The organism is Mycetocola tolaasinivorans (assembly GCF_003667565.1).
Classification (GTDB): domain Bacteria; phylum Actinomycetota; class Actinomycetes; order Actinomycetales; family Microbacteriaceae; genus Mycetocola; species Mycetocola tolaasinivorans.
The window spans coordinates 197,014-221,846 of the sequence record NZ_RCUX01000005.1 but is presented as its reverse complement, the minus strand read 5'-3'; the positions used below and the strand labels follow the sequence as shown (position 1 = coordinate 221,846).

The window sequence follows — 24,833 nt, the reverse complement described above, 5'->3', positions numbered from 1 at the left end:
CGTTCACGGTTGTGCTCTTTCTCTCGTGCTGATGATCTGACGGATGGACGCCGGCCAGGTGTCCGTGATGCGCGTCGCCCCAAAGCCCTCCCCGGTCGCACACGAGGCCTCGGGCGGAAGTGACGGGGTGAAGGTCTGGCCACGAATGGTTGCGCGGGCGGAGACCCGGACCGCGTCGGCATCCTCGGGCACCTCGGGCACCGGGGTGTCGGCGGGCTGCCAGGGCCCCAGGGGCTGGACTCCAGCGGCCGAGCTCGCGTAGTAGCGCACCTCAAGCACCGAAGTGATGCTGCCGTTTTCCGGTGCTCGCAGCTGCGGAATGCTCCCGGGAGCGGGGCAGCTCAGCACCTCGACGCGGGTGCGCAGCGGGGTGATCGTCGGTCCGGCCACGTACTCCGCACCGCAGGTTTCAAAGCCCTCACCGCGGCAGGCCCGCAGGCCCACCTCCACGCGCGAACCGAACATCTCGGGTGTCGGCCGGATGAGCCCGGAAAGCTCCCGCCGCTCCGTTTCACCGGCGTCAGTTCGCAGCACATACGTAATGTCGAACGCGCCCAGCGGGCTATCCGTATAGACGCCGCTGATGTCGATGTGCATGTCCCCAGAATCGGCCACCACCCCGCTCACCCAGGCACCGAGAATGCTCGGTGTGCTCGGCTGAATACGATTGGAATCGACCCGGGTCGTGAACAGGCCGTTGGAGATCTCCACCGCGTAGCTCGCACCCACGATGCCGGTATTGTCCACACAGCCTCCGCTGCCGGCGCTCACCTCACGCTCACACACGACGAGGTCAACATCGTGTCGCCACACCTTCACGCGCATCCGCGAAGACCCCTGCCCATCGGCACCGGTCCAGGAAATCGTGGCCGGTGAATCCGGGGTATCCGCAGAGAGTTCGGCGGTGACCTCGCCGAGGAGCGGTGGCCCCACGGCCACGGCCTCGGCACGGGCGGGCGGGCCCGTCTTCGTTCGGTTGCGCGCGGTCACGGAAACCGTGTAGTTTGCCGCCGCTCGCACACCGTCGACGATGTCTACCGTGCTCACCCGGGCACCCACAACCCGCGAATACTCGACACCGGGGCCGCTGATTCGCACCTCATAGGACTCGATCGTGGACCCCGGGCTTCCGCCGGAACCGGCCGTCCAGCTGGCCACCAGACGCGGCCGATGCTCCTCGGCAGCGGCCACGAGTTTGACGCCGGAGGGAGCATTCGGGGTGCCGTCCACGACCACGACGCCGCCGAGCTCGCCGAGGTTTCCCGCACCCAGCGCGTTGACCGCCTGCGCACGGAACCGGTAGTCCACCCCGAACTGCAAGCCGCGCACCACACAGGAGCCCGGGTTGCCACACTCCGCCTGCACGGAGCCGTCCGCCGACACCACCCGATACGCCGTGATCTCCGAGTGGTTCGGATAGGCGTGGGGAATCGCGAGTACCGCGGAGGCTGACCCCACATCGGTGGAGACAGGCTGCGGACGCCCCGGGGCGTCCGGAACATCTTGGATCCGAACGCTGATGTATCCGGTCGCGATCCGCTGGGGATCATCGGTGGAGTCCACCACCCGGTAGGGCACCGTCAGGTCGCCCGTCCGGGCGGTCCGGTCAACGCTCACGCTCACGCTCACGCGGCGCTTATCGCCGCTGGTGGACAGCCGGATCCCCGGCGGAAGCACAACGCCCTCCCCCACCGAGACCACCCGCAGCGGGGTGCCCGGGAACGGGTTGGTGGCCTCATCGTTGTCGAGGACAAACACCGAGGCCGAACCCCCGCGGCGCACAACGAGGGAATCCGGAATCGGCGAGACCAGCGGACGCGTCGAACTCACAATCTGCACCGTGAGCACCGCGGGAACACCCTCCAGCCGGCCGGAACGCACCGACAGCTGTACCGTGGTCTGGGCACCACTGCGCACCCCCTCGGGCACACGCAGGGTGAGCTCAGATCCGGACACCTCGGCGTCCACGACCGCGCGATCCGCCGACACCGCCGTGTACGCGAGGCGGGAGCGCTGCGTGGAATCGGCAATATCGGTGAGTGCCTGCAGGTCAAGGACGCGCTCGCTGCCCGCTTCCAGGCCGAGGGCGCTCGCCGTCAGGATCGCCGGCTGCGCCTCGAGGGGCGTCACCTCGATGGGGAGGGTGAGGGTTGCGCTGCTTCCCAGCCGGTCGGTTCCATCGGTGACGGTAAACGTGATCGATGCCGGGCCAAAGTATCCCGGCGCCGACACAAATACCAGGGTGTTATCTCCGCTCGCGAGGCGCTGCCCGTTTGAGTTATTGGCGCTCACGCCGTCCGGATCGCTGAGCGTGGGCGTCCGACCGCGCGCCACCACCACGTGGTCCTGCAGCCGGATACGCAGCGTTTCCCCGCTGGCCACGCGCAGCGGTTGCGCATCGCGGCGCAGCTCGGGACGGGTCTCGCTATTTCCCGGTACCCAGATAAAAGCCAGGCTAAAGAGCTCGGGGGAATCGTTGCGCGAGACCCGGAAGGGAATGATTCGTGCCTGCTTCTCCACCGCGACCTCGATCCGCCCCGCCTCGGTGACCACGGCGTCCGGGAAGCCCGGCTCAATACCGAGGGTGAGATCCCGGGTCGTGCCCTCGGTGAACGTCACGAGTTTGAGCGGGTCAACGAGCACGCGCTCCCGACCGATGGTGTCCTGCGCGGACAGCACGATGTCTCGGGCTCGGGGGCGTGCCAGCGGCGCATCCTCGGCCACCTGCACGTACAGCCAGGCGCTGCTCTGCCCGCCGCGCGCGTTGGTGACCGTGTAGAGGATGCCATAGGATCCGGGCATCCTGGGTGCCTCGAGCGCCACCTGATTTCCCCGAATCTCGGCGGAGACTCCGGGGCCCGGTTCGATCGACACGAGGCTCAGCTCGCCGCGCTCCGGATCCGAGTCGTTATCGAGAATGGGTACGCTCAGGCTGGTTCCCGGGCGGGTGGCCACCAGGTCGTCCATCGCGATCGGGTTTCCCGCGTCCGCTCCGGCCGGCAGAACCCCGATCCTGATGGTGCCGGTTCCCGCAGCCCCCAGGGCGTCCACGACCCCGTATTCGAGGGTGTCGGTGCCGCCGGAGAATGCGCCGGCGGTGTATTCGATGGTGTCCCGGCCGACACCGGATACGGCACCCAGCGCCGGATTCGTGGACACCCCGCTCAGGGTGACGGCATCGCCATCCGGGTCAATTCCATCCAGCGGGATGGGAATCGTCACGGTTTTGCCGGCAACGGCTCGCGCCGTCACCGTGCGCGGCACCGGTGGTCGGTTGTGGGCGGCATCCACCTCGCGCACGGTCAGCGTCACCGGTGCCTCGGCCCACTGGCCGTCGGTGCTGCTCACCCGATAGCGTGCCACGTAGGTGCCCGGGGTCTGCGGAGCCAGATACCGCAGACGATCCCCGTCAACGAAGAGGGTGCCCTCGCCCGCGGCCAGCCCCTCCGAGAGGGTGTCGGACAGGGTGAGGGGTTTTCCATTTGGCTGCACATCGTTGTCGAGTACCGGGATTTCCACCACGGTCCCGACCCGCACCTCCGCCGCATCCGGCTGCGCGACGGGAGGCTGAAGCCGATCGGGTTCCGGAACCTCCACGAGGGTCAGTACGCCCTCTGCGCTGGTCGTGCCGTTTGACACCGTGAAGCCGATCGGAACCGGGGCACCGCCCAGTCCGGACTTCAACGTGACCCGGAGCATCCGGTGTTCCAAAACCTCGATGGTGATGCCCGATCCCTCGGGCGGTGCCTCCACCGCGGAGAGCGTGAGAACACCGCCAGCGGGATCGCTCGCCGGGGCCAGAACATCAACCAGTGTGGTGTTTTGCAGATAGAGGAAGGAGGTAACCGGCACCGTCACCGGGGTGCTCTCCCCCTCGGGGCTCGGCATGATCGCGAACCGTACGATGCCCGCGGCGTTGAGGTTACCGTCGGTCACCGAGTATTCGGCCCGGAAGTTACCGGGTCGGGACGCCGCCAGGGTGAAGGTTCCCGAGGCATAGTCCGGGGTGATCCGCACCGTACCCTCGTTCCCCTCCGAAGACACCCCGGTGAGCGAAACTCGGCCGGTGCCACCGCGCACGCTGTCCAGCACACTGACCGAAATATCCTGCTGCGCATAGCCCACGGCGGTGAAGGACTCGGCAATGAGCGGCACGGTTCCGGGGGCACCCACGCTCACGCTGGCCGCCCCCGTTCCGAGGGAAACACCGTCGGACACCGACACCGCGATGGTGCGGGTCTCCCCTATCCCACCGCCCTCGCTAAAACGCGCGACCCCGTCGGGCGAATGGGTAACGGTGTCGGGTTCACCGGTGCTCGCATGGGCCAGGTACATCGGATCGGAGTCCGGATCGATCCAGTCGTCGAGGATCGACAGCCGCGCGGTGCCCGCCTCGGCCACCGAGGTGCGGGTCTGGCGTACCTGAACCGGCGGCGAGTTTTCCCCGGGGGCCCGCAGCGTGAGGGTGACGGTTGCGGAGTCGGAGTTCCCGAAGCCGTCATCGATCGTGTATCCGAACCGCAGTTCGGTGGGCATCTCCGGCCCGGGGGTGAACTGGATCTTCTGGGCGTTTTCGATGATGCTGAGCCGCCCCACCTCGCGGTCAATTTCCGTGACGGCGCTGATGAGTAGCGGGTCACCGTTGGGATCGCTGTCGTTCAGCAGCACGGGGAGAACGTTTCCTCGGCCGGCGCGCACACCAAACGAATCGTCCTCGGCGATCGGTGGTTTCTGCAGGGTTTCGGTTTCCGGCGGCACATCCCGCTCATTTTCCCGGGACGCGTCGGACACCTGGTCATCGGTGAAGTCGACCCAGTTGTTGATCGACTTGCCCTCGCGGCGCAGCTCCCAGGTGGCCCCGGTCAGGGGATCATTTGCCACCACGGAGCCCGCGTTCACCGCGATCAGCGGAACGTTCGCGGCGGAGGTTCCCGTCAGCGTGAACGCGGCCAGCGCGTTATCGCCGCAGGCACGCAGCGCCTGACCTCCCGACCACACCAGGTAGTCACACCCCTCGACGCGCACCGGGATCGCGGGCTGCCCCGACACCTCGGGCCCGGCATACACCGGTACCGCGCTCTGCGCGCCCGGACTCACGGCGAGCACCCCGTCCTCCGTCGCGATCAGCAGGCGCGGGGCGTCAACGCTCGGGGCGAGGATTCGCGCGGTCCGGGCATCGCTGCCCAGCCCGCGCAGGGGGATCAGGTGCTCCCCGGCCCACAGCTCCCCGGTGGAGGCCGCATCGGCGGTGCCCTCCGCGCCTCCCGGGCTGAGGATCACGGCCCGACCACCGATCAGGCTGATCAGCGGGTCGGTGGGCGGTTCGGAAAACGGAATCGACCTCGTCTGCGGGGCCGAACCCCCACTCAGGGATCCGGTGACGAGCTGGCCGCTCTTCGGGCTGTATCCCGCGTAGTTTCCGTCGGCGTCGGCGCTCAGGACGGCATCCACCCCGATGTTCATTTCCGGGGCCGAATCGGCGCGAAAACCGCTCAGTTCCTCGATCGAGGTGCGCCACACATCCCCGCTCTCCGGCACGTGGATCAGCAGGGACTCCCCGGCCTCCACCACGCGCGGGTTTCCCGCGGGCAGCGGCACCGTTTCACGCACGGTGGCGAGCGCCGGATCGAGCACCGTGAGGGTGTTTTCCGCACCGTTGTGGAGGGTGACCCGGGTGGGGCCCTGCAGGATCCGGGTGTCCCCGGGCGTGGTCGCCAGGGCCGAGTTCAACCGGCCGATTTCGGTATTGGCCTGTCCCACCAGGGCACGGGCGCCGTTTGCCACCCAGACGGACCCGCTTTCCAGCCGCGGAGCGAGGCGGTCAAATCCCTGGCCGAAGACGGCGATCCCGATTACCAGCCCCGCAACCGTGAGCGTAGACAGCACGGAGAGCACCACCGATCGACGGCGGGTACCCGCCTCGGACTGCCGCTTTCCCGCACGCATCACGTACCCCTCCGTATCACTCGGTTTCGTCTCATCTGAATTCGCCCTACTCGGCCCCTCGGGCACAGACCGCACGGCTCGCCGGGCCGGTGTCTCCATCGCGCACCACGCTGACCGTGATGCACACCCGCGGCGGGTACTCCGCGCGGGAAAGATTCAGGGTTCCGGTGCGCTGACGCAACCCCACTCCGCCGTCCACCCGCACCAGGAAGTCGTCGCCGGAGGCGAGCATTTCCGTTGGCCAGGTGAAGTGCAGGGTGTCTGCGGTTCCCGAAATGGTGATGCCGTTCACGGTGGGAATCTCGGCCGGCGTCCGGGTGGCCGCGTACAGCGCTGCCCCGCCACCGAGCGCGAGAATCGATGCCGTGATGAGCGCGATCAGCCACCCTCTCGGGCGTCGACGCGCGGCGGCGGGTGCCCGCAGCACCGTGTGCGTGAGCGCGCTTTCGGAGAGCAGGCTTCCGGTGGTCTCGAGACGCTTCGAGGTGACGCGCGCCGGCGCCCTCCGCGTTCGGCGCGGCACCGTCTCGCCCGCGGACGGTGCGGGCACGGCACGGGCCTCGCGTTCGAACCGTTCCGAATCGATCACCTGGGTGCGCAGAATATCCACCGGGCTCGGTCGGAGCCCCAGCTCGGCCTCCACGAGCTGAAGGGTGCGCAGCAGATCGAGAACACTGTCGGGCCGAGACCGGGGATCCTTACTGAGCGACCGCGCCAGCGCCCGGTGCAGGGCCTCGGGCACGTCGGATCGATCGATCCTCGCCACCCGGGATCCCGAGAGGAGACGCTTCGCGATCGCGTTGCCGGAGTTGTCCCGTCCCGGAATCTCAAACGGGGAACGCCCGGCGAGCAGCGCGTACACGGTGGCGGCGTACCCCCAGACCTCGCTGCGCACGGTTCCGGTGGTGTGACCCGACACAATCTCGGGAGCCGACCACGGAATCGACAGCCCCACGGTGTGTCCGCCCTCGGACTGGGCCACGGTCGAGGAGATACCAAAATCTGCGACCACGGGTTTTCCGTACGCCGTGGTCAGGATGTTTGCGGGTTTGATGTCGCGATGCAGGATGCCGCTGCGATGCGCGGTTTCGAGCACTCCGCCGGTGGCAATAGCCGTGGCCAACACTTCATCCAGGGCCAGCGGCTCCGCACGAAAACGCTCGCCGTATCCGCTCGGGCAGTGCTCCATCACCAGGTAGGGCCGGCCATCAGAGGCGACGTTTGCCTCGTACACGGTGAGGACGGCGGGGTGCGCGGAGAGCTGCGCCATGAGCGTCGTCTCGGTCAGGAACATGCGGCGCATGGCCTCATCAGACAGCCCGGGGAGCAGCACCTTTACCGCCACCTGCCGCCGCGGAAGCGACTGCTCGTACAGGTAAACGTCGGCGAAGCCGCCCACGCCCAACGAGCGCAGGTAGGTATACCCCGGAAGCGCGGGAGGTGGAGCGGGGAGCCTACGCACCATTCGCATCCGCCCCGATCCACAGCGTGGTGTCCTCGCCGAGATCCACCCGCGCGCCCGCCGGCAGCGGGATCTCCTCATCGCCGCGCAGGCGATAGGGGTCACCGAGTACGGGGACGATGCGCGTGCCATTGCCGGTGCCGAGGTCGCGCACCATGACGTGCGGTCCCTCTCGCCGCAGGCGCACGTGGTTTGCCGAAATTCCCATGCTGCGCGCTGCCACCGATACCAGCACGGCGTCGCGCAGGGCGGGGTCCCGGGGCCGGCTCGGAGCACGACCGATAATCGCCGTCTCGGCAAAGTGGAACCGCTGCCTTTGGCCCGCCGAGTCTACGGTCAGCGTGAGCTCTCGCGCGGCCAGCGTGTCGGTGAAGCCGGGCTCGTCCTCACCCGGCATCGAGACGGGGACGGGTGACGGAGTAACCGCCGAGGGCTCCGCCGTTCCCGCCCGGGGGCGCAAAATGGTGGCCTCATCGGGAACGATCACTGAGCTCTGACGCGGTGCCGTCGATGCCGGAGGTGCCGCCACTCGGGTGACCCCGCGCGACTCCTCACGAACGACGACACCGGCGGCCCAAAATCGCGAACCGAGGACGGTGGCATCGGGGTCTTCCGACGCGGGCGGTGCCGGGAAACACAGAACGGTATCGTCCGCGGGCGTCGTGACCGCTGCCCGCAGCACCGTGTCGTCCGCGGGTGTCGTGACCGGGTTCGGGGTTGCGGGATCAGCGCGAAGAATCTCTACGCTCAGGACGTCGCGGAAGAGAGCGGGAAGATCGTCATCCGCGGTGCGCTCATACCGGTTGCCGGAGGCATCGAGGATCCGGATAATGAGTGCTTCTCCGACACCGATCTGGATCGTGGAGGCGTCGCGGGACGACAGCAAGAAGGCCTCCGCACCGGTGTGATCGCGATGCAGGTGTAGTTCGGCGGGTTCCTCCCGGCCGAGACGCATGAGCGTCATGTGGCGGTCTCCGAGTGCGCTGCGCGAAGACGCGCCGCGGGCATGCTGCTGGGCCGCGGTATCCGCCGCGGCCAGGGCCCGTGCATCACGCTGCGGAGAACGCATCGGGGCAGATCCGGCTGGCACCCTGCCGCGCGAGGGTTTCCCCGTCCGCGGTGGGATCCAGATCGGGCTGGAGTTCCGCGGGTACAACGATGAAGCAGGGGGCTGCCCCCACCTCATCCCGCGGAATCGTGAGTTCTCGCGTATCGGTCATGCCCACGGCATACTCGCTCGCGTACACTCCCGATGCGTCGGTGATTAGAACGGAGTACGACACCGCCGGGCCCTCCCAGGCCAGGGTGTATCCGTCCTCGGTATCCGTCAGCGTGGTGAACGGGGCGGCCAGAGCCTCGGCTCCACCCGCACGAATCAGGAATACCGCGATGACAGCGGCGAGCACGGCGATGCCCAGGCCGAGCGCCACCCAAAAACGGGCCGAGGCTCTCACCCTGCGTCGCGGAGTGGGACCGGACGTGGCCGAGTCGGATGGTGGTTCGGCAGGAGGATCGGCGGCAACGGCCGGGGCTGGTTCTGATACCAATTGCGGGGCCAAGTCTGGTTCCGGTTCCGGGGCCAGGTCTGGTTCCGGTTCCGGGGCCAGGTCTGGTTCCGGTTCCGGGGCCAGGTCTGGTTCCGATTCTGAGGCCAAGTCTGGTTCTGGTTCCGATTCTGAGGCCAAGTCTGGTTCTGGTTCCGATTCCGGTTCCGTGCCGGAGGGCAAACTGAGAGTCGGGTTCGCTGCCGGCTCAGAACCCGATTCGGTATCCGGTTCCGTGTTCGCGATCGGATCTGACCCCGCCGGTTCTGCCCCCGCCGATTCTGCGACGGGCGTTTCAAGAGCCTCGGAGTCGGGCTCGGCAACCGGCTCAGGGAGAACCTCATCCGGATCCGGCTCCACCGCCGTATCAACGGGTTTGGAGGCGCTCAGCGCACCGAAGAATCGCTCGGCCGAAGCCTGCACCGGGGTGCGCGCGGCACCGCCCAGAGTGCGTGCGGACTGACCCACCCGAGGCTGCCCCTGCTGGGACGCGAGTCGGCGCGACCGCCGGGTGGGGAGCTCCGGTACCGGGGGCTGACCGGCACCAAGAACAAACGCAAACGGTGCCGGGGCGACGGGAGCCTCGAGCTCGGGCGCGCCCTCATCCTCGGCCTCGGCTTCGCTCTCCCCCGCGCTCAAAACCTCGCTCTTCCCCGCGCTCAACGCCTCTGGGGCGTCGGCGGCTACCGTTTCGGCGTTGTTCTCGACGGCGGTCCCGAACTCGACGCGAGCCACCTCATCGACCGCGTTTGATCCGTCAGTCATAAGCATCTCGTCAGCCGAGTCCGGACGAGAATCACCACCGGAAAGCAGCGCGCTCGGGGAAATCTGCGGGGCACTCGGCAAACCTGGCACGGTGCTCGGCCGGGGTTGCATCCGGAGCGGGCGCTTGGGATCGTGGGTTCCGGAGGTTGCCTCGGGAACGTCACGCCCGGAGGGCGCGACGCCACGTTTCTCTATCGAAACCACGCGGTCGTCCCCTTTTCCCCAGTCGTTCGCGTTGTGCTCCGAGTCACTCTAGCCGCGCGAAACAGGGGATCTCACGTGAATTCAGGGCACCGCCTCCCTGAGAGCGGCCAACAGCCCATACGGCACGCGTTCACCCCCGGAATTGCGGCGATCCGGGGGTTCTCCCCGGTACGACAGCGCAACGGACAAACGGCGTCGCGCCACCCCCGGTGAGGGGAATAACGCGACGCCGTTTACCAGGAACGGTCCTCACGGACGCCGGACGGAGCTAGCTCGCGATCAGCGCATCCTCGGTGAGTAACGCCCGCGCGCTACTCGCCGCCCCCAGCGCGACCGCGTGCGATCCGCGCTCGGCCCGCACCACCGAGAGGGTGCGGCCGCTCACCGGCGGATGCTCGGCGAGGTAGGTGCGCACACCCGGTTCGATGAGGTCCCAGGCACCACTGACGCCGCCGCCCACCACGAGGTGGCCGAGGTCCAGGGTCGCGGCGAGGGTCACCGCGGCCTGGCCGAGCATGAGCCCGGCCTCGGCGAAGACGTGGGCCGCCGCGCCGTCACCAGTGCGGGCACGGGTCGCGAGTGCCGCGCCGTCGCCCGCCGGGAGGTCGGCGGCAATCTGGCCGGCACGCGCGCGATATCGACGCTCGATCGAGCGGCCCGAGGCGATCGATTCGAGGTGTGCCGACTGCCCGCAGGTACACGGCTCCTCGCCGTGCCCCGGCACGACGTAGCTCGGGCTGTGTCCGAGTTCTCCGGCTGCCCCCTCGGGGCCCTCCCAGAGCGCGCCGTCGAGGTAGATCGCGCCGCCCACACCGGTGCCGAGGGTGATCCCGGCCGCGTTGTCGAGCCCGCGGGCGGCCCCGAAGGCCACCTCTCCGAGCAGGAACGCGTTCACGTCGTTGACCAGCGAGTTGGGAACGCCGAGGGCACGATCCAGGTGCGCACCGACGCTGTATCCGGCCCAGCCCACAAACGATGTGCTCGCCGCGACGATCCGTCGGGCTACCGGATCCACGACCCCGGCCGCACCGATCCCGACCGCCGCCGGGGTCATCCCGGTTTCGGCGGTCAGCTCGGCGATGAGGTCCACAGCGAGCTGCACCATCGCCTCGCCGCTCACATGCGCGGGGGTTTCCCCGCCGCGCTCGGCGATGACGCTGCCGCGCTCATCCACAAAGACCACCAGGGTGGAGGTGCCGCCAATGTCGACACCCGCAACCACCGTTGACTCCCCCGAGGCGGCTACCGCAGCGCTCACGCGACGCTCTCGGCGAGCACCGCGCGGGCGGCCCGGCGTCGGGCCTGCTCCACCGGATCCGGCGAGGGTGCCGAGGCGAGCAGGCGCTTGCTGTACTCGTGTTGCGGGCGTACCAGCACGTCGGAGCTCAGCCCCTCCTCGACGATGCCGCCGCGATACATGACCGCCACGCGGTGCGCGATATCGTGCACCACCGCGAGGTCGTGGCTGATGAACAGGCACGCGAATCCGTACCGCTCCTGCAGCTCTCGCAGCACGGCGAGCACGCTCGCCTGCACCGATACGTCGAGCGCCGAGGTGGGCTCATCGGCGATGATCAGGCCGGGCTCGAGCGCGATCGAGCGGGCGAGGCCCACGCGCTGACGCTGGCCACCGGAAAGCTCGTGCGGGTAGCGATCGGCGAAGTCACGCGGCAGCTCCACCGCGTCGAGCAGCTCGGCCACGCGCTTTCGGCGGAGCGCCGAGGAGGCACGCTTCCCCTGCCAGCCGTGCACCACGAGGGGTTCGGCGATGCAGTCGGCGATGGTCATCCGTGGGTCGAGCGAGGAGCCCGGATCCTGGAAGATTACGCCCACGCGTGCGCGGGCCTGACGCTCGCGACGGTTGAGCAGCGCGCGATCGCGCACCGGCTGGCCGAAGATATTGACGGTGCCGCCGGCCAGCGGCGCGAGCCCGAGGGCGGCGCGGCCGAGGGTCGACTTTCCCGAGCCCGACTCCCCCACGAGCCCCACGATCTCGCCGCGGGCGATGGTCAGGCTCACCGCATCCAGTGCGGTAAACGTCGAGCCCTTCCGGGTGTACTGCACGGTGGCGTCGATCAGTTCGAGGGCCGAATCGGTGCCGTGAGCGCGGGCGAACTCGGCATCGCTCACCGACACCGCGCCGTCAATCGGGGCGGACTCGGTGATCGAAAGCGCACCGTCGAGCTGCAGCACCTGACCCGGCACGCCCTCCTCGATACCGGCGATTTCACTCCAGGCCGCCTCGGGCAGCTTGGGTACGGCGTCGAGCAGGCGGCGCGAGTAGTCCGCCTCGGGGGCGAGCAGCACGCGCTCGGCGGGCCCCTCCTCCACGAGGTTTCCGCGGAACATCACGGCCACGCGGTCGGCCACATCCGCCACGACACCCATGTTGTGGGTGACCAGCAGGAACGCGGTGTTCGACTCGGCGGCGAGGCCGCGGATCAGGTCGAGAATCTCGGCCTGCACGGTCACATCGAGCGCCGTGGTGGGCTCGTCGGCGATGATGATGCGGGGGTTGCAGGCCAGCGCGATCGCGATGACCACGCGCTGACGCTGACCGCCGGAGAGCTCGTGCGGGTACCCCTTGGCGCGGCGCTCGGGCTCGGGAATGCCCACCCGGCCCAGCAGTTCCACGGCGCGCTCCCACGCCCGGTCCTTCGGGCAGATGTCGTGGTTGAGCAGCACCTCGGTGATCTGATCACCGATGCGCATCGTGGGGTTCAGGGCCGTCATCGGCTCCTGGAACACCATCGCGATGTCCTTGCCGCGCACGCCGTTCATCTTGGCCTCGCTGAGCGTGGCCAGATCCTTCCCGGCAAAGCGGATGGTGCCGCCCACCTTCGCGGTGCCGGGCAGCAGGCGCAGCACGGCCATCGAGGTGACCGATTTTCCCGAACCGGACTCGCCCACCAGGGCCAGCACCTCGCCGGGATACAGGGTCAGCGAGATGCCCTTGACGGCCGGGATCACACCGTTATCGGTGTGGAAGTCGACCGTGAGGTCGGTGATGTCCAGCACGGGCTCCCGTGCCGGAGTGGTTTCGGAACTCACTTGAGTCGTCCCTTCACGTCGAAGTAGTCGCGCAGACCGTCACCGATGCAGTTGAACGCAACCACGATCAGGACGATGCAGAATCCGGCGGGCAGGATCAGCCACCACGCACCGGCATAGGTGTAGGAGATACCGCTGGTGAGCATCGCGCCCCAGTCGGTCGCGGGCTTCTGCACGCCCATGCCCAGGAAGGAGATGTAGGCCACGAGGAGGATCGCGTCGGCCACCTGGAAGGTCGCGTTGACGATGATCGTGCCCACCGAGTTGGGGATGATGTGGCGGGTGATCGCCCGGCTGTGGGTGCCACCCATCGCGCGAATCGCGAGCACGTACTCGCGGGACTTCAGCGAGATGGACTCGGCCCGCACCAGACGCGCGGGCACCAGCCAGGAGACGAGCCCGATCACCACGATCATCAGCGGCACGCTCGGGCGGGCGATGGTCGAGATGATCAGCAGCAGGAAGGTTGCGGGGATCGCGATTCCGGCGTCAACGATGCGCATCATGACCGAGTCGACCCAGCCGCCAACGTAGCCGGCAATGGCACCCCAGAAGGAGCCGATCAGGGTGGCCAGAACTCCGGCCGCAAGACCGATGATGATCGAGGTCTGACCGGCGATCATCAGGCGGCCAAGAACGTCATACCCCACGTCATCGGTGCCGAGCAGGTGGCCCCGCTCCCCCGGCCGCAGCGACGCCTCGGCGAGGTTCGTGTGCACCTGGTCGGTCTGGTAAAACAGCGGACCGAGGAAGCAGAACAGCAGGAAGAACACGAGCACGATCAGGCCAAACACGGCCAGACGGTTCGAGGTGAAGCGGGCGAGGGCCCGGCGGCCGGGCTTCGCGGTGCGCGGCTGCGGTGCGGAGGCCGCGGCCGGGGTTGCGGTGACGTCGCTCATGCGAGTTCCCCTCTGGTTCGTGGGTCAAGCAGGGCCTGGATGAGGTCGGCGAGCAGCGAACCCACCACGGTGGCGATCGCGATGATCAGCACGCAGCCGAGCAGCACGGGGTAGTCCGACGTCTGCGCGGCGCTCCAGAACAGCAGGCCCATACCCGGATAGTTGAAGAGCGATTCGACCACGATCATGCCGCCGAACATCACTGGCAGGTAGTAGCCGAGCATCGCGATGACCGGGGTCAGGGAGTTGCGCACCACGTGGCGGGTCACCACGACGGTGACCGAGGTGCCCTTGGCGCGGGCGGTGCGGACGTAGTCCTCGGAGAGGTTGTCGATCGTGGCCGAGCGCATGTAGCGCGAGAAGGTCGCGATGATGCCGAGAGCCATGGTCAGCACCGGGAGCACGAGCCCCGCGGGGTTTGACAGTACCTCGCCCACGGTGGAGCCCTGGGGCGCCTGCGCGGGGAACCAGCGCAGCCACTGGCTGAACACGATCACCAGGATCAGTCCGAGGAAGAAGGAGGGCGTGGAGTAGATCACGAAGTTCCACGCGGTCAGTGCCACATCGCCGGCCTTACCGCGGCGGGTGGCCTGGTAGATACCCATCGGGATCGCCACGATCAGGGCGACGATCATGCCGATCAGGGCGAGCGCCATGGTCTTCGGGAGGCGCTGGCCGATCGCCACCGACACCGGCTTGTTCAGGGTGAAGGAGGCCCCGAGATCCCCGTGCAGCAGCTGCCACAGGAAGTTCAGATACTGCTGCCACAGGGGCAGATCGAAGCCGTTCTTGTGGTTGAAGGCATCGATCTGCTCCTGTGTGGCCTGCATACCCAGGACCCCGAGTGCGGGGCCCTGGGGCAGCGCCAGGTGTAACAGTGAAAACACGATGAGCGTGACGATGAGGATCACGATCACGGATTGGAATATCCGTCGCGCGAGGAACGTACCGATGTTTCCCCGTGGTCGCTTGGTTTTTGTCAGAGTGCTCATGGTGCTTCCGTTAGAGGGGTGTTATCCGATTACTTCCAGGACCAACGCTGCGGGTAGAACGACGCACCCGGGTCCTGCTGGCCGCCGATGTCGAGGCCCTTCTTGATGACCGAGACCTGGTACACCGGGTTCGGCATCCACATCACGGGCAGGTCGGTGGCGAGCAGCGCCGAGTACTTCTTGGCGATGTCCTTATCGGTGGAGAAGGTCAGATCGGTGATCAGCTTCTCGGCCTCGGGGTTGTCGTACTGGCCGGCGTTCCACTTGGTGTCCTTGGCGAACACGCGCTCACCGTTGGGGTAGGCCGAGAAGTACCAGCTACCGGCGGTGCCGAAGAAGACGAGCTCCCACTTGCAGTCGCCACCGGTCTTGCAGCTCTGAGCCTCGGTCAGGACCGAGTCCAGCGGGATGGCGTCGATCGTCATGTTCACGCCGACCTTCTGCAGCGAGGACTTGATCTCGGCCATCATGTTGTCGGTCTCCTGCGAGCCGTTCTGGGTGGTGACCACGATGTTCATGGCCTGACCAGCGGCGATTCCCTCGCCACACTGGTTGTCGCCGGCACCGGCGTTTTCACAGGTGAGCACGCCCTGGGCGTTCTTGGCCCAACCGTGGTCGGTGAACAGCTTCTCCGAGGTCTTCAGATCGAAGGGGTACGGGTTGTTCTTCTGCTCGTCCGAGAGGTAGTCGGTGGCCGGTTCCTGCGGGATCGGGCCGTACCCCGGGGTCGCGGCGCCCTTCCAGATGACGTCCGAGATCGACTTCTGGTCGATTGCGTGCTGCAGCGCCTGACGCACGTAGAGCTGCTTGTAGACCGGGCCCATCTTCGGGTTTGCGAAGTTGTAGGGCATGTAGGTGATCGACCAGCCCTTCCAGGGGTCGATGGTGTAGCCGAGGTCCTCGAACTGGGCCTTGGAGCTCAGCTGAGCGGAGGTGATGTAGCCGTAGTCCACGTCACCCGAGCGCACGACGTTCATTTCGGCGTCGGCCGAGGTGAAGGGCATGAACGTGACGTTCTTGATCTTCGCCTTGTCATCGCCGGTGTACTTCTCGTTGGCGGTCAGCTCGACCTGGCCGGCGTCGGTCCACTTGGCCACGGTGTAGGGGCCGGAGACGGTCTTCCACAGCGGGTTGGTGGCGTAGGTCGACATGTCCTCGGCCTGCTTGAACAGGTAGTCGAGCACCTTCTGCGCACCGGCCTCGTCGCGGTCCAGGTCGCCCACGGCTTCGCCATCGGCCGACTTGTCCCAGACGTGCTGCGGCATCGGGTAGATCAGGGTCAGCTGGTTGGCCAGCAGGAAGTCCTGGTTGTACACCTTGTCGAAGGTCAGGGTGAAGTTCTTGTCGTCATTGATCTCGAACTTCGTGACGTTGTCGGGCATGTTGCCCTTGGAGTAGCCACCGATCTTGGTGTTGTTGTAGCGGGCTAGGTTGTACCAGAACTCGACGTCGCGGGAGGTGACGGGCTTGCCGTCGCTCCAGTTGAGGTCGTTCAGGGTGATCGTGACCGAGGAGCCGTCCGCGGAGAACTCGTAGGACTTGGCGGCCGAGGCCTTCTTGTCCCAGCCCATTGCGCCGCCGGTGCCGTCGTATTCAAACAGCGGGACCCACATGGTGGACTTCAGGGCCTTGTTGTGGGTGGCCATCTTGTCCGGCGGGGACATCGGCAGCAGCCAGTTGGGGCCGGTGCCCGCGGGCAGGGCGTAGCTGACGGACTCCTTGTTCGCGGAGCCTCCGCCGTTTCCGCCGTCTTCGGTTCCACCGGCACAACCGGCGAGGATCAGGGTTGCCGCGGCCGCGGCGGCCACAGTGGCCACCCAGCGACGGGTCGATAAAGTACGCATCAAACCTCCTTGTTTTGGCATTGCCAAATTAATTCAAAAGTTGCTTCGAAAATTGGCGTAAGTACACTGTTACACGAATTAACCCCCTCCGGGTAGCCGGAGCAGGTCACGTTCGGATAACTACGCCTGGGTGGGGGTCCCGGCGCGTAGCAAACGCACAAAGGTAGCGGCGCGATCGCGATCGGTGGACCACACGAGGCCCGGGCCCTCACCGGTGGCCGATCCGAGAGACACCCCGGCCTCGGCCGGCCGCGCCGAGCGAGCGGAGAAGTGCAGCGCACCCACCCCGGTCGCCGCCACGGCCTCGCAGTTCTCGGGCGAGAGCCCGCCACCGGCCATCAGGGTGATGTCGCCGGCGAGGGGTACCAGCTCGCGCAGGCGGGAGATGGCATCCCCCACGCTGCTCGCGCCACCCGAGGTGAGTATTCGCCCGATTCCGGAGCCGTGCAGGGACTCCAGGGTGCGGGCCTGATCGCGAACGTAATCGAATGCGCGGTGCAGGGTCACGTGGATCCCCTCCGCCGCCTCAATCAGCCGTTCATGGGCGTCACGGTCGAGCTCGCCGTCGCGAAGCGCACCGATCACCACACCATCCACGCCGCGGCGCGCATAGGAGCGCACCTCGGCGATCATGACGGCCACCTCGTCCGGGGTGAAGTCGAATCCACCCGGACGGGGCCGTACAAGCACGTGCACCTCTGCGGGGGTAACCGCGGTGTGCGCCTGTTCGAGGACGGCCTCTACGAGACCATCCGACGGGGAGAGCCCGCCGAGCTCCAGCCCGGCGCACAGCTCGATTCGGTCGAGCCCGAGGTCGGTCGCAATGCGCGTGCCGGCGAGATCGCCGACCGCCATTTCGAGGGTGACCGCGGGCCGTCCGCTGTTTTCCATGGGTGCGCTCACGGCAGGATCACTGCCTCGAGCGCGGGTTCGTGGTCGAACGTATCGAAGGGGAACATTGGCCGGTCGATCCGGTGGTGTCCGAGACGTTCGAGGTTCTGGTCGACGCCGCCCGGGGTGAGGGCGAGGGTCCATCCGCGCTGCACATCGTAGAGTTCGGGTTCGAGATACCCGATCTTGGTGACCACGATTTGGGCATCCTTCGGGCTGAGCCCGATCGCCGTAAAGTCGGTCACCGCGTGATATGCCTTGCGGAATTCGGTCACGATCACGTGCAGCCCACCCACGCGGATGACGGCGATGCGGCCCGCGGCCGGGTCGCCCGAGTGCAGGGAGTGCAGCACACCCACGACGCGGGCGGGGCCGGCGGGGCCGTGATCCACGCGGGCACCGACCTCGATGTCCACCGTCTCGCCGAGGGGCGAGCGGGAGAGGACGTCGAGGGCATCGCGGTCAAAGACCGAGGCGCAGAGGGTGATCGGGGAGTCTTCGGAGGTCAGGCGCTCATCGGCGAGCAGCTGAGTGAGGGTCCAGGTGACGTCGCCGGTGCCGCCGGCACCGGGGTTGTCACCGGAGTCGCTGATCAGGTACGGGTGGGTGTCACTCGCGAGCGCGGCGTCCACCGCCTCGGCCAGTGTTCCGGGCGGGCCCACGAATTCGAACTCGTCGCGGACGTCCCAGAAGGCGCGGGCCAGCTCGTGGGCGCGGGCGGCGATCACGTCGCGGTCATAGCCGGTGACCACGACGGTGGCGTTACAGCGGGGCTCATCGGCCCAGGCGTATCCCACCCAGATCGCGGCGTCCACGACCTCGGGCAGCGCCTCGATCGCCGGAATGCGCTCATACAGGCTCTTCGCGGGCTCCACCCGGGTGCTGGTTTTTTCCCCGGGCAGCAGGATCGGCACGCGCACCCAGGCCTTGAGCGGGGTGCGACCCTCGCGCAGCGCGGTCACGAGGTTGATGATCGCGCGGTCGCGGGTTTCCCAGGCATCCTCGTGCGGGGCCAGGCGGAAGCAGGTGATGAGGTTGACGGCATCGAGCAGCGGCTGGGTGACGTTGCCATGGAGGTCCATCGCGGCCGAGATCACGGTGTCGGGGCCGACGAGCTCGCGCACGGCGGAGACGAAGTCGCCCTCGGCGTCGTCCATACCGTCCACGCTCATTGCGCCGTGAATGTCGAGGAAGACGCCGTCGAGCGGGCCGTCGGCCAGCAGCGCGGCGAGGCCGTCGAGGATCTGCGTGCGAATGCTCGTGTAGACGTTCGCCAGCACGGGGCCGCCCGGAATGGCGCGGGCACCGAGTACGGGCAGCCACCGCGCGGCGTCGCGCAGTTCGGTGCCCGGGGCAATCGAGGCGTAGCGGTTCACGAGGGCGTCACCGGTGACGATCGGGAAGTCGCGGAAGTCGGCGCGGTGCGGTGAGAAGGTGCTCGACTCGATGGCGAAGCCGGCGATCGCGATGCGCGGGATAGCGGGGAACGAAGTGCTCATAACCCCAGCATCGGCAGTTCGGGAGCGCGGGGCAACCCCGCAGCCCTAAAACTCCAAAAACGTAACAAGCACGTAATATATTTCGTATTTTTTGGAGTAACTTAGTTCGATTCCGCGCTAACTTACCGCGGAACGCAGCTCGGCGTCGATCCGAGCCGGGTCCACGATCTCCTCAAGCAGGGCCCAGCCGATGCCGCGCACGCCGCCGAGCCAGCCCACCTCGCTCACCGAAACATCGAGGAAATCGGTGGCCATCGGCAGACACTGCGTATAGATTGCCTGGCGCACGCCGGCCACAAACGCCTCGGACTGCGAGAGCTTGCCGCCCAGCACCAGCGCCTCGGGGTTGAAGAAGTTGACGATGGTCGCGAGCACCTCACCGGTGCGCCGCCCGGCATCGCGCAGGTAGCGAGTGGCCAGTGGATGGGCATCGCGCGCAATAGCGATCAGCTCGTTCATCGACTCGACCTCGACGCCCTCCTCGCGCAGGGAGTCCAGGATGGCGGACCCGCTGGCGATCACGTCGAGACAGCCGAGACGGCCACAGGAGCAGGGAATCGGCTCGGCATCGCTCAGAGAGACGTGGCTGATATCGCCTGCAATACCGCGGAACCCACGGTGCAGCTCGCCCGACGCGATCACGCCACAGCCGATACCCGTGCCGGCCTTCACGAAGACCATGTTGTCGATGTCCTGGCCGCGATAGACGTACTCGCCGAGCGCCATGATGTTGGCGTCGTTATCCACCCGCGCGGGCAGCCCGGAATACGCCTCGAGGAGCTCGCGGACGGCCACCCCGTTCCAGCCGGGCATGCGCGAGGGGGCCACGAGCTTGCCGGTGCGCGAGTCCACTGGGCCGGGCAGGCCCATCGCGATGCCGGTGAGTTCCAGGCCCTCGCCGGCCTCGGCCACGAGCGCGCGGCTGCGGTCCACGAGCTGACGCACCACGGCCTCGGGGCCATCCACCAGGGAGACGGTTTCCAGGGAGTCGGCGATCAGGCGGGCACGGCGATCGAGCACCCCGAGCGACGCGTGATGCTCACCGAGATCGATCCCCACCACCACCTGGTTGCCCACCCGCAGCGAGAGCGAGCGGGGCTTACGCCCACCCGTGGATTCGCCCTTGCCGGTTTCCTCTAGATAGCCCGCGGCGATGAGCTCTTCGACCCGCATCGCGACGGTTGAGGCCGACACCCCGGCGAGGCGCGCGAGCTCGGCACGCGAGGTGGCCTGCCCGGTGCGAATCAGGTGAAACAGCGATCCGGCACTCGATCCGACGGCCTGGGTGAAACCCGTGCGACCGCGGGCGGGAACCCCGGGAACCACCCGTTCGAGCGGCGCGGTAGTGCGGGGCTCGGATGCCGAGGGAAATGTGGGGTGGGCGGTCACTGTGCCTCCTGGTGCGTACGTTCTCGCACATTACCGCACTTAGTCCGTGATTGGAGGAAGGTTCTTCGAAAGTCGCGGTAATATCTCGCCGGATGACGCGCTCGGCAGATTTCTGCCCGCTTCCCCCACCCCGAAAACCCCGCGTGCAAGAATGGCCGCATGTACCTGTCGATCACCCTCACCGGCGAGCATGCCCCGGGGCTGAACCACCTCCTACACAAGCATCCCGACCGCGTGCATCGGCGAGAAAGAAACGGCAGCACGGTCACCGTGTTTACCCCGGTGTTTGAGCCCGAGCGGGTCACCGTGGGCCTGCTCGTCGAGGTGGATCCGATCGATCTGGTCCGGGGCCGCGGCGTTGCCCGCGACTCCTTCACCCTCGGGCAGTACGTCAACGATCGCCCGTATGCGGCGAACTCGCTGCTCGCGGTGGCGCTGCGGCAGGTGTTTTCCACCGCGATTGCCGGCAACTCCACCGCCCGCGCCGATATCGTCGCCGTGCCGCTGCCGCTGCGCGTCGAGATTCCCGCGCTGCCGGGTGGCGAGCTGATCCGCGAGCTGTTCGAACCGCTGGGGTGGCGGGTTACCGAGGTGATCGAACCGCTGGACCCCGAGATTCCCGCCTGGGGTGACGCCCCGGCTCGCCGGGTCGTGCTCGAGCAGGAGACCGTGCTGTCGCGCGCGCTCAGCCAGCTCTACGTGCTGCTGCCGGTGCTGGATGGTGCAAAGCACTACTGGGTGGACCAGAGCGAGGCGCAGACGCTGCTGCGTCACGGCGGTGACTGGCTGGCCGGGCATCCGCTGCGCGAGCTGATCCTGCGGCGAGCGCTGATCCATCAGGGCGAGTACGTGGCCGAGGCCAACGCCGGACTCGATGCGGGCGCAGCCCCCGCAGAACCGGAAACGAGTACCCCGACCCCGCGCGTCTCCCTCGCCCGCGAGCGCCGCGACGGCATCCTCGAACGGCTGCGCGAGCTGCCCGTCTCGACGGTGGTGGATATGGGGTGTGGGCAGGGCGCGCTGCTGAGCGTGCTGCTGCGCGATGCCCGCTTCACCCGGGTAATCGGGGCGGATGTCTCACCCTCGGTACTGGCACAGGCCGAACGCGCGCTGGGGCTCGACCGCATGCCGGAGTCGCAGCGTGCCCGGCTCGAGCTGGTGCAGTCCTCCCTCACGTACCGCGACGACCGCCTCGCCGGTGCCGACGCGATGGTGCTGATGGAGGTCATCGAGCACCTCGACCCCGAACGCCTGCCACGCCTGGAGCACGCGGTGTTTACCCACGCGCGGCCCGCTCACGTGCTGGTGAGCACGCCCAATGCCGAGTACAACGTGCACTATCCGGGGCTCTCCGCGGGTGGTTTCCGGCATCCGGATCATCGCTTCGAGTGGACGAGGCGTGAGTTTGCCGCCTGGGCCGATCGGGTGGCCGCCACCCACGGCTATCACGTTTCCTATTCCGGTCTTGGCCCGGAGGATGCCGAGACCGGCGCCCCCACCCAGTTGGCCACCTTTATCCGAGGAGCAGCATGAGCGAGCAGATCGGCCCCGTCGAGATCCGCATTCCCGAGGTGTCGCTGGTACTCCTGATCGGGGCCTCGGGTTCGGGCAAGTCGACCTTCGGCCGCGAAAAGTTTGGTCCGTTCGAGGTTGTCTCGAGCGATTTCTGCCGCGGGCTGATCTCGGGGGATGAAAACGATCAGTCGGTGAGCGGCGACGCCTTCGACCTGCTCGAGTACATCGTGGGTAAGCGCCTCGCCGCGGGCCGGCTCACCGTGGTGGATGCCACCAACGTGCAGCCGGGATCGCGAGCCTCGCTGATCAAACTGGCACGCGCGCACGACGTCCTGCCGGTGGCCATCGTGCTGGATATGCCCGAGGCGGTATGTCGTGAGCGCAATCGCAACCGCCCGGATCGCCAGAACTCGGATGCCGTGATTACCCGCCAGCGGGACGCCCTGCGGCGCTCCCGAAAGTCGCTCGGCCGCGAGGGCCTGCGCGGGGTCCACGTGCTCTCCTCCCCCGAGGAGGCCGATGCCGCGGTGATCGTTCGGGAGCGGCTGCGCACCGATCTGCGCGATCAGCACGGTCCGTTCGACGCTATCGGCGACGTGCACGGCTGCCTGAGTGAGCTGGAAACGATGCTCACCACGCTGGGCTACGACATTGCGCGCGATGCGGAGGGACGACCCGTCGATGCCGTGCACCCCGAGGGCCGCCGGGTGATCCTGCTCGGCGACCTGGTGGATCGCGGCCCCGACTCGGTGGGCGTGCTGCGCCTGGCCATGGGTATGCACGCCGCCGGTCATGCCCTCGTGGTGCCGGGAAATCACGAGCAGGCGCTGATCAGCGCGCTCGGTGGGAAGAAGGTCAATCTCGCGCACGGCCTGGGTGACACCCTGGCCCAGCTCGCGGCCGAGCCGACGGAGTTCACCGAGGCGGTGCGGGCCTGGCTGTACTCGCTCGTGTCGCACCTGGTGCTCGATGACGGAAACCTCGTGGTCGCCCATGCGGGGCTCAAGGAGGCCTATCACGGGCGCAGCTCGGGTCGGGTGCGCAGTTTTGCGCTCTACGGCGACACCACCGGGGAGGTCGACGACTATGGCCTGCCCATTCGCCTGCCCTGGCAGCGCGACTATCGGGGATCCGCGGTGGTGCTCTACGGTCACACCCCGCTGAGCGAGACCCGCTGGGTGAACAACACCCTGTGCCTGGATACCGGCTGTTCGTTTGGCAATAAGCTGAGCGCCCTGCGCTATCCCGAACGCGAGCTCGTGCAGGTACCCGCCGAGCGTCAGTATGCCGAGCCGCGCCGCCCGCTCGGTGATCCCGAGGACGTGCCGGTGCCGGCGGGGCAGGGTGTGGCCGCCGCGGTCGTGCCGAGAGCGACACCCGCGACGACCCCCACGGCCGCGCCTGCGCTGCCCGAACCAGCCGTTCCGGTGGCCGCCGGGGATCGCGCCGCCGATGAGCTGCGCCTCGAGGACGTCCTGGGGCGGCGCTCGATCGAAACCGCCCTGCACGGGCGGGTGGCGATCCGCCCGGAAAATGCGGCCGGAGCGCTCGAGGTGATGAGCCGCTTCGCGCTCTCCCCCAATCTGCTGCCCACCCTGCCGGCCACGATGGCACCGGTGGAAACCAGCCGGGAGCCGGGATATCTGGAGTATCCCACCGAGGCGTTTGCCGGGTATCTCGCGGCCGGGGTCACCGATCTGATCGCCGAGGAGAAGCACATGGGCTCGCGCGCCCACGTGCTGGTGTGCCGGGATGCCGCGGCGGCCGCCACGCTCCTGGGTACCCCCGCGGGCGTTACCGGCGCGATCTTTACGCGTACCGGACGCACCTTCTTTGATGCCGAAACCACCGAAACCCTGCTCGATCGGATCCGTTCGGCGGCCGAAACTGCCGGTCTCTGGGAGCGCCTCGACACCGACTGGCTGCTCCTGGATGGCGAGCTGCTGCCCTGGTCGCTCAAGGCCGAAGATCTGCTGCGGGGCACCTATGCCGCGACCGCCGCGGCCGCCCGAGCGAGCCTCGGGGCCGCGGGGGCGGACCTCGCGCTCGCCCTCGCCCGCGGGGTCGAGGCGGCAGGCGAGGCCGAGCGCACCACATCTCGGCTCGGGCATATTGAGGACTTCAGCCGTGCCTATCGCCGATACGTGTGGCCGGTCGACGGCCTCGACGGGGTTGAGTTTGCGCCGTTTCAGCTACTCGCCTCTCGCGATGCGGTGCACCATGAGCGCGATCACGGCTGGCATCTGGAAATCGCCGATGCGCTCGTGGCAGCCGATCCGGTGACGTTCCGTACCACCCGCCGCCTGCGCGTGGACGCCGCCGACCCCGCCTCGGTTTCGGCCGCCACCGACTGGTGGTTGGAACTCACGGCCGCGGGTGGCGAGGGCATGGTGGTCAAGCCGTATGCGGGCACCACGTTCGAGAAGAACGGACTCGTCCAACCGGGCCTCAAGGTGCGCGGACGCGAGTATCTGCGCCTGATTTACGGCCCCGATTACACCGATCCCGGGCAGCTTTCCCGGCTGCGCGATCGCCACCTCGGGCTCAAACGCTCCCTCGCCCTGCGCGAGCATGCGCTCGGAATCGAGGCCCTTACCCGGTTCGTGCAGCGCGAGCCGCTGTGGCGCGTACACGAGGCGGTGTTTGGCATACTCGCGTTGGAATCCGAGCCGGTGGATCCGCGGCTATAGCCGGAGACTCTGAGAAAAAGCACCCTCGATCAGGGGATCTATACAGCGTCCTCTCCCGACAGATATAACGGTATAGAGAGCATCCGAAACACCGCCCCGGCGGTTTCTGTCGAAATCGTCATCGCCGATTTTCAGAGGAGCG

14 protein-coding genes are annotated in these 24,833 nt (G+C 67.8%); 2 read left to right on the top strand and 12 right to left on the bottom strand.

The window, feature by feature from the left end:
- Positions 1-3: 3 nt before the first annotated feature.
- The 12 genes from D9V32_RS07955 to D9V32_RS07905 all read right to left on the bottom strand — a co-directional run bounded on the left by D9V32_RS07955 (position 4) and on the right by D9V32_RS07905 (position 20,486).
- On the bottom strand, positions 4-5,946 hold the full coding sequence (locus D9V32_RS07955; protein ID WP_121648366.1) for an Ig-like domain-containing protein: 5,943 nt from the start codon (positions 5,944-5,946) through the stop codon (positions 4-6).
- Positions 5,947-5,992: 46 nt separating this feature from the next.
- The gene (locus D9V32_RS07950) at positions 5,993-7,411 is read right to left on the bottom strand and encodes a serine/threonine-protein kinase (protein ID WP_183086232.1); all 1,419 of its coding nucleotides are present in this window, start codon (positions 7,409-7,411) and stop codon (positions 5,993-5,995) included.
- Entirely contained in the window at positions 7,401-8,477 is a 1,077-nt protein-coding gene (locus tag D9V32_RS07945; RefSeq protein WP_183086231.1) for an FHA domain-containing protein, read from the bottom strand. Before D9V32_RS07945 ends, D9V32_RS07950 begins: the two co-directional genes overlap by 11 nt.
- Positions 8,458-9,717, bottom strand: coding sequence for a hypothetical protein (locus D9V32_RS16220; protein WP_183086230.1), 1,260 nt, complete (start codon positions 9,715-9,717; stop codon positions 8,458-8,460). Before D9V32_RS16220 ends, D9V32_RS07945 begins: the two co-directional genes overlap by 20 nt.
- A 472-nt stretch (positions 9,718-10,189) precedes the next feature.
- Positions 10,190-11,179 (bottom strand): ROK family protein, encoded by a 990-nt coding sequence (locus D9V32_RS07940; protein WP_245982175.1) that lies wholly within the window; start codon positions 11,177-11,179, stop codon positions 10,190-10,192.
- Entirely contained in the window at positions 11,176-12,972 is a 1,797-nt protein-coding gene (locus tag D9V32_RS07935) for an ABC transporter ATP-binding protein (protein WP_121648363.1), read from the bottom strand. The genes D9V32_RS07940 and D9V32_RS07935 overlap by 4 nt, the downstream gene beginning before the upstream one ends.
- A complete protein-coding gene (locus D9V32_RS07930) occupies positions 12,969-13,871 on the bottom strand; it encodes an ABC transporter permease (protein WP_121648362.1) in 903 nt (300 codons plus the stop codon). Before D9V32_RS07930 ends, D9V32_RS07935 begins: the two co-directional genes overlap by 4 nt.
- Positions 13,868-14,863 carry an ABC transporter permease gene (locus D9V32_RS07925; protein WP_121648361.1) on the bottom strand — a complete coding sequence of 332 codons (996 nt, stop codon included), beginning with the start codon at positions 14,861-14,863 and terminating at the stop codon, positions 13,868-13,870. The genes D9V32_RS07930 and D9V32_RS07925 overlap by 4 nt, the downstream gene beginning before the upstream one ends.
- A 29-nt stretch (positions 14,864-14,892) precedes the next feature.
- Entirely contained in the window at positions 14,893-16,707 is a 1,815-nt protein-coding gene (locus D9V32_RS07920; protein WP_121648360.1) for a peptide ABC transporter substrate-binding protein, read from the bottom strand.
- A gap of 120 nt (positions 16,708-16,827) precedes the next feature.
- Positions 16,828-17,610, bottom strand: a complete 783-nt coding sequence (locus D9V32_RS07915; protein ID WP_147440429.1) for a copper homeostasis protein CutC — start codon at positions 17,608-17,610, stop codon at positions 16,828-16,830.
- A complete protein-coding gene (locus D9V32_RS07910) occupies positions 17,607-19,097 on the bottom strand; it encodes a M81 family metallopeptidase (protein WP_121648358.1) in 1,491 nt (496 codons plus the stop codon). The genes D9V32_RS07915 and D9V32_RS07910 overlap by 4 nt, the downstream gene beginning before the upstream one ends.
- Positions 19,098-19,214: 117 nt before the next feature.
- Positions 19,215-20,486, bottom strand: coding sequence for an ROK family transcriptional regulator (locus D9V32_RS07905; RefSeq protein ID WP_245982173.1), 1,272 nt, complete (start codon positions 20,484-20,486; stop codon positions 19,215-19,217).
- Between the two features lie 159 nt (positions 20,487-20,645).
- Between D9V32_RS07905 and D9V32_RS07900 the strand changes: the two genes are divergently transcribed.
- Complete coding sequence (locus D9V32_RS07900; protein ID WP_121648357.1) at positions 20,646-22,019, top strand: 3' terminal RNA ribose 2'-O-methyltransferase Hen1; 1,374 nt, start codon at positions 20,646-20,648, stop codon at positions 22,017-22,019.
- Complete coding sequence (locus tag D9V32_RS07895) at positions 22,016-24,691, top strand: polynucleotide kinase-phosphatase (RefSeq protein WP_121648356.1); 2,676 nt, start codon at positions 22,016-22,018, stop codon at positions 24,689-24,691. Before D9V32_RS07900 ends, D9V32_RS07895 begins: the two co-directional genes overlap by 4 nt.
- Positions 24,692-24,833: the final 142 nt, after the last annotated feature.